Below are 11,900 nucleotides of genomic sequence, written 5' to 3'. Positions count from 1 at the left end.
ATGCTGTCCCGGATTCCCCTACGGCCCCGCACCGTGGTGGCTCTCGGGCTGGCTGGTGCCGTCGCGGTGATCGTCATCCTCGGCAAGCTGCTTGGTGGACCGACTCCACCGGTGACTTCCTCTGTTCAACCACCGATTGCAGCTCCCAGCGCTGTCGACCCCCATGAAGGAGACGACGGTCTGGTACAGCTGGATCCGACACCAAGCCCGATGAGGGCGAGTAACGGCCCACAAGCAATCTCCGTGGCCACCAAATTCGCCGAACAGTGGATCAAGCACGATCGCAGCGGTACCGACTGGCTCGACTCATTGCGTCCGCACAGCACGGATGCCCTCGTCGCAGAACTGAATGGCGTCGACCCAGCCGGTGTGCCCGCAGACAGGATTACAGGGGCGGCCCGCATGGAAGCCCTCGCTACCTCCTTTGTGGAGGTGGTGATCCCTATTGATGCCGGCCTGCTACGTCTAAGGCTCGTAGCATCCGACGGACGATGGCTGGTGGACGGCATCGATTGGGAACGGGTATGAGCCGCCTGCCGCCTCTTACCGCACCCCTACGCGACAAGGGGCGTCGTTTTCTGCGTCCTGGCCTCATCGTCGCCGTTACGGCCGCCCTCGGGCTGCTGTGCTGCGGCGGAGCCGTGAGTGCGGTGATCTTCGGTGACCTCGCGACCAACAACTCAACACTGACCAACGCTCTGGGCTGCGGTAGCACCAAGACAATCAGCGTTACCGGGCAGTTTCCGCGGATCGGACCTTATGGCGAAGACAAGATCCGCAATGCGGCAATCGTCATCAAGACCGGTCAGCAGCTCAAGGTGCCACCCCGAGGATGGGTGATCGCGGTTGCGACGGCAATGCAGGAAAGCAGCCTCACCAATCACGGCCACCTCGGTAATCACAATGACCATGATTCGCTTGGGCTGTTCCAGCAACGGCCAAGTCAGGGCTGGGGCTCCCCCGAGCAGATCATGGATCCCGTCTACTCGTCGACGAAGTTCTACAACAAGCTAACCAAGATCAAAAACTGGGAGGCACTTCCCCTTACTGTTGCCGCACAGCGAGTGCAGATCAGCGCATACCCAAACGCTTACGCCAAGCATGAGCCGACCGCGACACGCATCGTCAACGAGCTGACCGACGGAGCGGCTCGTGCTGTCGTGGTCGGCAGCCAACTGAAGTGCGCCGGATTCGGCCAGATCGCCGCCTCTGGGTGGACAGCACCGGTCGGTGCGAACGTCTGGTCCGGCTTCCGCACCGCCGAGCGGCCCACCCACAACGGCGTCGACCTCGGCGCATCCCGTCACACGCCGATCCGGGCCGCCTCGGCTGGCGTCGTCATCGTCAGCAAGTGCGATGTCGGCAACTGCAACCGGGACGGGTCGCCGTCAACGCCGGGATGCGGTTGGTTCGTGGACATCCTGCACGCCGGCCAAGTGATCACGCGTTACTGCCACATGGTGAGCAAGCCTCTAGTTGGCGTGGGTGACCGCGTAGGCGCTGGCCAGGTCATCGGCTACGTCGGGACCAGCGGTCACTCCAGCGGTCCGCACCTACACTTCCAGGTCCATCTCGATGGCGACCGATCCAACCGCGGCGCGATCGATCCGGTGCCATTCATGGCCAGCAAGGGTGCTGCCCTAGGAAAGGAGAGCGACTCGGCATGACCGAGGCAGACTTCGCGGCGTGGGCAGCCGAATGGCGCACGCCGCCCGCCCCTATTGTGCCGGTACCCGCCCTAACTGTCATCAGCAGTGGAGGTGTGCTGCGCGGGGCGCGAGTGATGATTGGCCTGCCGGGCCACGGCTGGCGCACGGGAATGCGCGGCGACGCGATGGTTCGGCAGGGTGCTCGCAGCCTTATCCCCGTCCTAGCGGAGGCGGAGTGGTACCGCGCCGAGCGTGAACGGGTCGAGGTGTTCGCCGCCTTGGTGCCAGTAGAACGTGTGTGGGTGGAGACCATCAGCACCTCTGCTGAGCACACAACGACTGTTGATGGGTTGATACTGGTATCACTGGATGCACCGCCGACCCGCGTTGCGGTCTCTGCCGAGACTCTCGCCGCCCAAACGACTGGACAACTGATGGGCCGTCGCCTGGTGCACACCAGCGCTGACGGCGAGCAACGAGGCCTTCGTGCAGTGACCGAGGCGCATGCTGGCCCAGAGGGCAACGCTCAAGTCAGGGTAGCCCAAGAGCACGAGTGGTACCGGTGGGCCGCGACAGGACAAGCCCCGGCAACGCGCGCTGTGCCACTAACGGAGCTGTGGCTCGAGTGACTTACCCGGCGCTGGGTGACGGAGATGCCGCTGTGGTCCGCTCCGCGGCACAAACACGCCAGCCGTCCTGATTCACGAGTGTGAACCGCCAGGCTTGGCTACTACGGCTTTGCTCAGAGCCGTCCTCAAGCGCGATGACGGTGAGTTCGGTCGTGGCCGAAATCGAGCTACCTTGTCCCGCCTGAGACATGGCGCCCCAAGTAACCAATACTTCGACGCCGAACGAGCGCTCGCGCTCATTCAGTTGACCGCGAAGGTTCGCCAGAGCCGTCAGGTTACTGCTGCCGGAGCATTCGTAAAGCTCCGCTCCCACTCGATCCTTTCGAACAAGGACAGCATCCAGATACTCATCGAGCACGACCAGTGGCTCGGTACGGTCGATCTTGGTCACCTCGTGGTAGGTCAAGACCACGGCTACCACGCCGCCAATTCCAGCAGCCGCAACGACAATCGCCAAGATCAATATGATCTTTCGCCACTTCACTGACCGCACCATGCCCCTCATTCTCGCGCCGTCACCGCCTTTTGCCGAACGTCCCTGATTGTCTGAACACAGACGTCACCCAGGCAGGGATCTATGCCGCTACCGTTGCTGACGCCTCAACCACCAAACGCGACCAGAGATCGCTGCAAGCACGAGCACCATGCCGCCCACGAGCACGACCATGAGGCGTGACGACCGAGGCGGAGTTGTCCCGTCGGATGTTGGCCCGGCCTGAGGCGTTGCCGACTTCGCTGAGGGCGTCAACGACGGCACCGAGGCACTGAGGGCAGCGGAGACGTCCACCAGTCCGTAGCCGTACTCTCCGTCAGGCCCCGGCTGGCCCTTGTCCACCGCTGTTGCGGTGAGCCGGTGGATGACCTCCGTGGCCGGCATGTCTGGAAAGCGCGCGCGGACCAGTGCGGCCGCGCCCGCCACGAGGGCCGCCGAGTTCGACGTCCCCGTGCCCATTCCCCATCCCCCGTCGAGGGAGGTGCTGGAGACGCCGTCACATGGTGCTGCGATGTCGACCGGTGCCCCGCTTACCGAGGCAGAAGAGTGCAAGCCCTTCTGGTCGACTCCCGACACGGCGAGGACGCCCGGATAGGTCGCCGGATATCCCACCTTGGTGACATGCGTGCGATTACCTACCGCAGCGACAACCACGATGTCGGCCGCGAGAGCTTCTTCGACCGCCTGTTGGAGCACGATGTCATCGGACTCAGCGCCCAAAGAGAGCGAGATGACGTCGACGCTCTGACCGACCGCCCAGCGGATGCCCTTACTGAGTCCACCGGTGCCTAGAGATCTGGCGGAGGAACGCACAGGAAGAATTTTTGCTGCCGGCGCGACTCCACCGACCCGGCCGTGAGCAGCGATGAGGCCCGCCATAGCAGTCCCGTGCCCGTCGCGGTCCGTCCGCCCGTCGCCCGGACCTTCGCTGCTGAAGTCTGCTCCTGACAACACGGAGCCTGCAAGATCCGGATGATTGGCGTCCACGCCGGTGTCGACGACTGCGACGACGACACCTTCGCCCTTCGTGATCTTGTGGGCTATGCCCGTATTCATCTGCGCGTGGAACCACTGACCGACGCTGATCTGATCGGCTGCGAGCGCGGTCGGCGCGGCGGTCGCCAGCGTGCCGACGATCACCGACATGGAGGCGGCCATTCTCATGACGCGCCGAGCTGCGCTCACTGTGCTCCTCGGCGGATAGTGACGGTCGGCATCGGCTCTCCGTGCTCACCGGCGAGCCGCCACGGCATCGCGACCTCGGTGTACCACTGGCGGAACTCTTCTGCCTCCGAAGAGGCCGCTGCACGTTCCTGAGCAGGCTGGGTGATAGGGCCGATCACCGCCGGTCCCCCTTGCCGCACGTCCCATCGCGTGTTACTGCCCTGGCGATAGAGTGACCCGGCGTCTCCGCTGCGGTTGGACGATGGCGCGCCCATCGGCGTAGGCATGGGCAGCATTCCTGGCATGTTCGCGCCCACGCGGGAACCCGGTCCTGACGCGACTCCAGCCACCATGGGTACGACATAACCTGCCGCACCGCTGCTGCCGGTCGGCATCACGTATGCCCCACCGGCTGGTGCGTATGGGCTGCCGGGAAGGATCGGCAACACCGATGCTCCCCCAGGGGGGATGCCTGGAACGGGCATACCACCGAGTACCGGGCCGCCGACCGGCGACTGATCGTCATCTTCGGCGATCAGATCCGAGTCACGCCGCGGTGCCGGCGTCGAGGAAGACGGCAATGGCGTGCCGGGCGGCCTCCAGTGGCTGCGCGGGTCGGGCTGTTCGACATCCTTTTTCTCACCGGGCTTGAGTGTCTCTCGGTAAGTCCAGAAAGCCTCTGTGGGCTCAGGCAGGACGATGCTCTTGCGGTGGTCGCGGATGGCCTGTTCAGCCGAGATCATCACCTCCCGCGCTTGCTGGTTGAGCCTGCCGGCCACGGGTCGCCATGCGTACACGTGGTGCTCGCTGGTTATCCCGAAGTATTCGTTGACGATCGGCTCGAGCTGCTGCCTCGCCGACGTCATGGCTTCGACCACGCCATTGACCCCTCGCGCCGTGACGGCCGCGGCATAAGCGTTCGCACGCAGCGCGCCGATCAGTGCATCGATCTGGCCCACGGCCGCAGCCGCAGCCGCACTCTGCCCGGCCGACCAGGCAGCCGCGAGTCTTACGCGAAGCCGCTCCAACTGGTCGGCTTGGGCGTTGAGCTGGTCGGCGGACCGGGCAATGTTCTGGGTCTGCTCCCTCGTCTCCGGCTGGCTGACGCAGCTGAGGCTGTCCCAAATTCGCGGCACGTCGTACTGGTCCCAGTTGGTGAAGACGACCTTCCATACCGGCTGTTCCGGTAGAGCAGACGCGGCACTGGTCACCGCGATCTCGGCAGGCTTCGGCTCATCCATCAGATGTATGCCCCTCGCCCCTGCTCATGGCGTAGTTCGGCGAGAGCAAGTCGCTTGGTCACCGCGGTGACCTCCTGCTCCAGCACAGCGAGCTTCACCGCGGCCAGATCGTCGGCCTTCGTGTAGTTCTCCAACGCCTTCTCCAGCGCGCTGGCGAGCGTGTACCCGATTTCGAGCTGCACTCTGGCGTTGTCATGGTGCCGCTGCAGCGCGGCCCAGAACGCGTTCCTCGCGGCCTGGGTCTCGCCGCTGGGTGAGAACGTGCCGAACAACACGCCCCGCTCGATCTCCCGCGCGAACTGCCCCACTCCCGGAGCCAGCCCGTCATTGGTACGCGCACGCAGGTCCTCGGTGACCTTCCGCACCTCGACCAGGTCCACCGCCAGCTGCGGCATCGGCTTGTCCGCCATGCTCACCTCCCCATGAGCAGAGACGTGCATCAGCACGCCCTGCGGGCAGCGTAGCCGAGCAGACACGCCGCGCACAGGGCCGACGATTCCTCTGTGGATAACCCGCGGCGTCAGACCGACCCGGTGTTGAGGTTGCCGAACAACCACAGCCCGCAGCAGCAGAAGATGACGAGCAGGAGCGCCACCGCGGCTCCGGCGATGGCGAGCATCATCGGCTTCTTCAGCAGGCCGAGGATGGGCGACGGCCGCTTCGGCGGCGGGGTCTCGTACACGCGATGACGATAGCCTGCCTCCCGACGCGGCACGAGGTCGCGACAGGCGGACGGATCACCGCCGGGAGGCCGCTCCGGGAATCACCCCGTACGCTGGTCGGGTGACCGATTTCACCGAACTGGATGCCCTGCCCACCGAGGAGTTGCGCGAGCGAGCCTTCACCAAGGCGCGCGAGAAGCTGGACCTCGGCTTCTTCTGGGACCTGTTCAAGCACCTGCCCACGTCGCCGGAGACCGAGGAGCGGGAACTCGCCGACATCGGCTCGGCGGTCGACGACTCGGTGTCGCTGTGGCGGGAGTTCACCGGCCACGATTACGGCGATCAGGAGCCTCTGATCAGGGCGCGGTTCATCGACTACCTGCAGAAGGACGAATAGCCCGTCGTCGACGGATGATCTGTCGGGTTTACTCGGCAGTTGCTTCCGCGTAGTTGCGACAGGTATCGGGCGCTCTGCGCTACCCTCCCCCGGGGAGGACGCAGCGGAGGTGTCGGCGTGCCCGGATTGAACGCGCGGATCGACCAGGCGGCGAGCCTGCACCGGCATGCTTCGGCGGTGACACAGGCTGCGGCGTCCGCGTTGGACACTTATCTTCCGCCGCCGCGGACCGACCTGGCCGAGCAGCAGGCGCTGGCGCAGCGGCTGCGGGACGCCGCCGCTCGGCTGACGCCGGGCTGGCTGGGTGCGGCGCTGGACGAGGTGCCGGCGGGCACGCCGCTGGGCGAGCAGCGCCGGCCGGAGTTCGTGCGGGTCGGCACGGCGGCGCCGCAGGAGGACGCCTGGTTCCCGGCGGTGTTGCCGCTGCTGGGCACGGGCCATCTGACGTTCAGCGCCGATTCGCGGGATCCTCGGGTGGCGGGGGTGCTGCGGGCGATCCTGTTGCGGCTGCTGGCGACCGCGCCGTCGGGAACCCTGGTGGTGCGGGCGGTGGACGCGGTGGGCGGGGCGCTGTTCGCGCCGTTCGGGGCGCTGGCCGATGCGGGCCTGATGCCGCCGCCGGTCACGGACCGGGCCGGGTTGCAGGCGGTGCTGGCGGAGGCCGAGCATTGGGTACGTCCGAGCCGGCCGGAGGCGCAGCGGCGACCGACGGCCCGGCCACGGCGTCGGGACTGCACCATGTTGTTGCTGGTCGCCGCGCTGCCGTCGGATGTCCAGGGGGCCGAGTTGAATCGGATCACCGCGCTGGCGCAGGCGGGTCCGGCGACGGGGCTGCATCTGATCGTCGCGGGCTGGCCGCCGCCGCCGCTGACTCCGGACACGTCGCTGCCGTCGGCGCAGGCCCCGCTGCCGATGAGCACGCTGATCGCGTTGCGTAATCCGTACGCGCTGCTGGGGGGCATGCCTTTCGCGCAGCCGGCGGCGGGCGACGGCCCGAGCCCGACCGCGACGTGGCCCGGTCTGTCGGTGCCGGTGCGGCTCGATCCGGATCCGCCCGCGGAGCTGGTGGCGCGGGTGTGCCGCGAGCTGGCGGAACGTTATGCCCTGTCGGGGCAGGTGCATCTGATGGACCTGCTGCCGGATCCGGATCACTGGTGGGCGGAGTCGTCGGCGGCGGGGCTGTCGACGACGGCGGGGCTGGCCGGTGATACGCCGATTTCGCTGGTGTTCGCGGATCTGACGCCGCACTGGCTGGTCGGCGGGCGTTCGGGCGGCGGCAAGTCGGCGTTCCTGGTGAACGTGCTGTATGGGCTGTGTACCCGCTACGACCCTGACGAGCTGGTGCTGTACCTGCTGGACTGCAAGCCGGGTGGGGCGTTCGGGCGGTTCGCGCAGGGCGCGGGGCCGGAACCTGATCCGGCGTGGTTGCCGCACGCCCGGGTGGTCGGCATGGACTGCGACCGCGAGCAGGGGCTGGCGGTGCTGCGCGAGTTGGACGAGGAGCTGGGCCGCCGCGAGGAGCTGTGGCAGGAGCTCGGCGTGAAACGGTTCGCGCAGGCCCGCGAGCAGCGCTCGCTGCCCCGCCTGGTCTGCGTGATCGACGAGTTCCCGGTGCTGCTGGCGGGTTCGGATCCGGTCTCGGCCGAGGCGCTGGGGTTGCTGGAGTCGATCGGGCGGCGGGGGCGTACGTACGGCGTGCATCTGATCCTCTGCTCGCACACGGTGCGCGGCATCGAGGCGCTGCATGTGCGCCGGGATTCGCTGTTCGGGCAGGTGCCGGTGCGCATCGCGCTGCCGGGCGGCGGGGACGTGCTGGAGGCGACCAACGACGCGGCGGCGACCCTGCCGATGGGCTGCGCGGTCGTCAACACGGCCGGCGGCCTGGGCGGCCCGCGCGGTGCGACCCGCGGCCATGAGAAGACGGTGCGTTTCCCCGACCCGGACGCCGACGCCCAGGTCATGGCGGCCCTGCGCCAGCGGCTCTGGCAGGCCCGCGATCCCTCCTCCGACCCGCCCGTAGTCCTCACCGCGCTGACCCAGGAGCCCGCATGACCACGCTGCCAGCCCTGCCCACGACAGCCGAGCAAGCGGGTGCGCGGTGAGTGAGCGGAGTACGGCCTGGGCGGAGTATCTGGGGGCGGCGCAGCGGTTGGACACGGTGCGGCGGGAGGCGGCGGACTCGGCCGCGGGTGAGGCGTCGGCTTTGGCGGCGGCCCGCGATGAGCTGCCGACGGTGCAGGCTCGGCTCGGGATGCAGGCCACGCGGCTGCTCGACTCGGCGAGCCGGGCGGGGGCGCCGCCGCCGGTGCTCCAGCCGGGCCCGGCGGAGCTGCTCACCGCGGCGGAGGCGGTCACCGGAGGGCCTGCGGTGGCGCTGGCCGCGCTGCGCCAGGCGGGCGCGAACGTCGAGGTCGCGGACGGGGCGCTGGCCCGGTTCGACGACGAGGGCAGTGGCTCCCAGACGCTGCGCAACCTGCTGGTGTACGGGCCGCTGAGCCTCGCCGCGCTGCTGGTGCAGTTGGCGGTCGCGGGTCTGGCCGGCGACGGCGCGCAGGTGTTCTTCGCCGCGGTGTGCGGCCTGATCCTCGCGCCGCTGGCGTTCGGCGGCGGCTGGCTGCTGGTCGGCATCGTCTACCCGGAGCGTCCCCGGACCGCCGCCGTCGGTGCGTTCGCGTGCATCGCGCCGGCGCTGCTGGCGGTCCTGCTGCTCGCCGTGCTGTGAACGAAAGCGCCCGTCCGGCCGTGGTCGCGGCGGGACGGGCGCTGGCGGTACGGGGTCAGCGGGAGTTGATCAGGGACATCGCTTCGGCGCGGGTCTTCGGGTCCGTCTTGAGGATGCCGCGTACGGCGCTGGTGACGGTGCGGGCGCCGGCCTTGCGGATGCCGCGCATCTCCATGCACATGTGCTCGCACTCCAGCACCACGATGACGCCCCGCGCCTGGAGCTGCTCCTGGAGCAGGTCGGCGACCTGGGAGGTGAGCCGTTCCTGCACCTGTGGCCGCCGGGCGAAGACCTCGACCAGCCGGGCCAGCTTCGACAGGCCGGTGATGCGGCCGTCCTCGCCGGGCAGGTAGCCGACGTGCGCCACGCCCCGGAACGGCAGCAGGTGGTGCTCGCACAGGCTGAAGATCGAGATGTCACGGACCAGCACGAACTCGTCGTGGTCGGCCTCGAACGTCGTCTTGAGGACCTGTGAGGGGTCGACCCGCAGCCCGGCGAACAGCTCCGCGTAGGCCCGCGCGACCCGGGACGGGGTCTTCTGGAGCCCGTCCCGGTCCGGGTCCTCGCCGAGCGCGATGAGGATCTCGCGGACCGCCTTCTCTATACGCGCGAGGTCGACGGTCTCCTCCACCGGAACACCGGTGAGGGAGCCGTCGACCAGGCGGGCGGCGAGGTGGTCCAGCTCCTGGCCGCCGTTCAGTTCGTGGCCTCCGCCGTCGTCGAGACCGTGATCTCGCCGCTGTCGATGGCCTGGCCGTTGCTGGCCGACTGCTTCTCCACCTCGGCCGGGGTGAGCACCGGCGGCTGGGTGGACGGTGTGCGCTTGCCGAACCCGTTGAACGGGGCCATCGGCGGCCGCTTGACGACACGGGCGGCGACGCGCGCCATGTCGTCGGTGGAGATGGTCTCCTTCTCGATCAGCTCCAGCACGATCGCGTCGAGCACGTCGCGGTACTCGACGAGGATCTCGTACGCCTCGTCGTGGGCCAGCTCGATGAGCGAGCGCACCTCGGAGTCGATCTCGGCGGCGATCGAGTCGGAGTAGTCCCGCTCGTGCCCGTAGGACCGGCCCAGGAACGGCTCGTCACCGGCGGTGCCGTACTTGACCGCGCCCAGCTTCGAGCTCATGCCGTACTGGGTGACCATGGCCCGGGCCAGCGCCGACGCCTTCTCGATGTCGTTGCCGGCGCCCGTGGTCGGCTCGTGGAAGACGAGCTCCTCGGCCGCCCGGCCGCCCAGCGCGTACGCCAGCGTGTCGATCATCTCGGCGCGGGTCTGCGTGTACTTGTCCTCGGTCGGCAGCACCAGCGTGTGACCGAGCGAGCGGCTGCGCGACAGGATCGTCACCTTGTGCACCGGCGCGCTGTGCGGCAGTGCCCAGGCCACCAGGGCGTGGCCGCCCTCGTGGTACGCGGTGATCTTCTTCTCGTGGTCCGACATCACCCGACTGCGCCGCTGCGGGCCGGCGACCACCCGGTCGATCGACTCCTCCAGCGACTCGTTGCTGATGGCGCGCTTGTCCTGACGCGCGGTCAGCAGCGCCGCCTCGTTGATCACGTTGGCCAGGTCGGCGCCGGTGAAGCCCGGCGTACGCCGTGCCACCGCGTCCAGGTCCACGTCCGGCGTGAACGGCTTGCCCTTGCCGTGGACCCGCAGGATCGCCTTGCGGCCGACCATGTCGGGGGTGTCCACCGCGATCTGGCGGTCGAACCGGCCCGGGCGCAGCAGCGCCGGGTCGAGGATGTCGGGACGGTTGGTCGCGGCGATCATGATGACGCCGCCCTTCGCGTCGAAGCCGTCCATCTCGACCAGCAGCTGGTTGAGGGTCTGCTCGCGCTCGTCGTGACCGCCGCCCATGCCGGCGCCGCGGTGGCGGCCGACGGCGTCGATCTCGTCGACGAACACGATCGCCGGGGCGTTCGCCTTCGCCTGCTCGAACAGGTCACGGACACGCGAGGCGCCGACACCCACGAACATCTCGACGAAGTCGGAACCCGAGATCGAGTAGAACGGCACCCCGGCCTCGCCGGCGACGGCGCGGGCCAGCAGCGTCTTACCCGTTCCGGGCGGGCCGAACAGCAGCACGCCCTTCGGGATCTTGGCACCGAGCGCCTGGTACTTCGCCGGGTTCTGCAGGAAGTCCTTGATCTCGTGCAGCTCCTCGACGGCCTCGTCGGAGCCGGCCACGTCCGCGAAGGTGGTCTTCGGGGTGTCCTTGCTGACGAGCTTGGCCTTCGACTTGCCGAAGTTCAGGACCCGCGAGCCGCCGCCCTGCATCTGCGACATGAACAGCAGCAGCAGGATCACCAGCACGGCGATCGGCAGCAGGCTCACCAGCAGCGACAGGAAGACGCTCTCCTCGGTCACCTCGGCGTCGAAGTTGCCGGAGATCTTGCCGGCCTTCTTGGCCGCGTCGACCTCGTTGAAAATCTGCAGGCCGGCAGCTGCCGGGTACTGGGCCTCGATCTTGTCGGTCTCGACATCGTCGAACTTGCTCTTATTGGCCAGGTCGATCCGGAGCGTCTGCTCCTTGTCCCGGATCTGCACTTCCTTGATCGCGTTCGGCCCAGCCTGGTTGAGCTGGGCGAGCGCCACCGAGGTGTCCACGGGCTGGTAGCTCGGGCCGCTGGTGAAGAGCTGGCTGAGCAGGATCGCGCCGATGGCCACGATGAAGATCCAGAAGATCGGCCGGCGGAAGAAACGCGTACGCTCCATGCTGTTACCGGACGCTTTTGTTCGCGCCCGTGTCCTCCTGATCGATAGAGGCGGTCAGCTCACCCGGGCGCGGCCCGGTTAGTCGACGGTACACCGTAGAAACCTTCGGTTGGCTGATGCGTGCTCCCCATCGCACAACGTTCAGCGTTTTCTCAGCTCAGGTGCCCCGCATTCGGGACAAATCACACCTCTGTTCGCTTACGGCTGAGTGAGGGGTGAGTGAGGGGT

The 11,900-nt window shown here is 68.0% G+C and carries 13 protein-coding genes; 6 read left to right on the top strand and 7 right to left on the bottom strand.

All coding sequences use genetic code 11. The features are described 5' to 3' along the window. The 3 genes from F9C41_RS35985 to F9C41_RS35975 are packed head-to-tail and all read left to right on the top strand — an operon-like array spanning position 1 to position 2,278. Positions 1-528, top strand: a complete 528-nt coding sequence (locus F9C41_RS35985; RefSeq protein ID WP_155391311.1) for a hypothetical protein — start codon at positions 1-3, stop codon at positions 526-528. Beyond that, the gene (locus F9C41_RS35980) at positions 525-1,667 is read left to right on the top strand and encodes a M23 family metallopeptidase (RefSeq protein WP_155391310.1); all 1,143 of its coding nucleotides are present in this window, start codon (positions 525-527) and stop codon (positions 1,665-1,667) included. Before F9C41_RS35985 ends, F9C41_RS35980 begins: the two co-directional genes overlap by 4 nt. Continuing rightward, on the top strand, positions 1,664-2,278 hold the full coding sequence (locus tag F9C41_RS35975) for a hypothetical protein (RefSeq protein WP_155391309.1): 615 nt from the start codon (positions 1,664-1,666) through the stop codon (positions 2,276-2,278). The genes F9C41_RS35980 and F9C41_RS35975 overlap by 4 nt, the downstream gene beginning before the upstream one ends. A gap of 1 nt (position 2,279) precedes the next feature. Here the strand turns inward: F9C41_RS35975 and F9C41_RS35970 are convergent, their stop codons facing one another. From F9C41_RS35970 to F9C41_RS35950, 5 genes are all read right to left on the bottom strand, one after another. After that, positions 2,280-2,735 (bottom strand): hypothetical protein, encoded by a 456-nt coding sequence (locus tag F9C41_RS35970; protein ID WP_155391308.1) that lies wholly within the window; start codon positions 2,733-2,735, stop codon positions 2,280-2,282. A gap of 126 nt (positions 2,736-2,861) precedes the next feature. Further along, on the bottom strand, positions 2,862-3,917 hold the full coding sequence (locus F9C41_RS35965) for a S8 family serine peptidase (RefSeq protein WP_196280094.1): 1,056 nt from the start codon (positions 3,915-3,917) through the stop codon (positions 2,862-2,864). Between the two features lie 35 nt (positions 3,918-3,952). After that, positions 3,953-5,176: a hypothetical protein gene (locus tag F9C41_RS35960; protein WP_155391306.1), complete on the bottom strand. Its 1,224-nt coding sequence runs from the start codon at positions 5,174-5,176 to the stop codon at positions 3,953-3,955. After that, entirely contained in the window at positions 5,176-5,586 is a 411-nt protein-coding gene (locus F9C41_RS35955; protein WP_155391305.1) for a hypothetical protein, read from the bottom strand. The genes F9C41_RS35960 and F9C41_RS35955 overlap by 1 nt, the downstream gene beginning before the upstream one ends. A gap of 110 nt (positions 5,587-5,696) precedes the next feature. Continuing rightward, the gene (locus F9C41_RS35950) at positions 5,697-5,858 is read right to left on the bottom strand and encodes a hypothetical protein (RefSeq protein ID WP_155391304.1); all 162 of its coding nucleotides are present in this window, start codon (positions 5,856-5,858) and stop codon (positions 5,697-5,699) included. A 101-nt stretch (positions 5,859-5,959) separates the two neighbouring features. Here F9C41_RS35950 and F9C41_RS35945 point away from each other — a divergent pair, with 101 nt between their 5' ends. From F9C41_RS35945 to F9C41_RS35935, 3 genes are all read left to right on the top strand, one after another. Then, positions 5,960-6,235 carry a hypothetical protein gene (locus tag F9C41_RS35945; protein ID WP_155391303.1) on the top strand — a complete coding sequence of 92 codons (276 nt, stop codon included), beginning with the start codon at positions 5,960-5,962 and terminating at the stop codon, positions 6,233-6,235. A 117-nt stretch (positions 6,236-6,352) separates the two neighbouring features. Continuing rightward, positions 6,353-8,287 carry an FtsK/SpoIIIE domain-containing protein gene (locus F9C41_RS35940; RefSeq protein ID WP_230690262.1) on the top strand — a complete coding sequence of 645 codons (1,935 nt, stop codon included), beginning with the start codon at positions 6,353-6,355 and terminating at the stop codon, positions 8,285-8,287. A 46-nt stretch (positions 8,288-8,333) separates the two neighbouring features. Continuing rightward, positions 8,334-8,957: a hypothetical protein gene (locus tag F9C41_RS35935; protein ID WP_155391302.1), complete on the top strand. Its 624-nt coding sequence runs from the start codon at positions 8,334-8,336 to the stop codon at positions 8,955-8,957. 55 nt (positions 8,958-9,012) lie between these two features. On the opposite strand, the gene folE is transcribed toward F9C41_RS35935, so the two are convergent. Both folE and ftsH read right to left on the bottom strand, forming a co-directional pair. Beyond that, a complete protein-coding gene (folE, locus tag F9C41_RS35930; RefSeq protein WP_155391301.1) occupies positions 9,013-9,657 on the bottom strand; it encodes a GTP cyclohydrolase I FolE in 645 nt (214 codons plus the stop codon). Further along, positions 9,654-11,672, bottom strand: coding sequence for an ATP-dependent zinc metalloprotease FtsH (gene ftsH, locus F9C41_RS35925; RefSeq protein WP_155391300.1), 2,019 nt, complete (start codon positions 11,670-11,672; stop codon positions 9,654-9,656). Before ftsH ends, folE begins: the two co-directional genes overlap by 4 nt. Between the last annotated feature and the right edge of the window lie 228 nt (positions 11,673-11,900).

The organism is Catellatospora paridis (assembly GCF_009720365.1).
In the GTDB taxonomy this organism is placed as follows: Bacteria; Actinomycetota; Actinomycetes; order Mycobacteriales; family Micromonosporaceae; genus Catellatospora; species Catellatospora paridis.
This window is presented reverse-complemented; position numbering and strand designations above follow the sequence as displayed.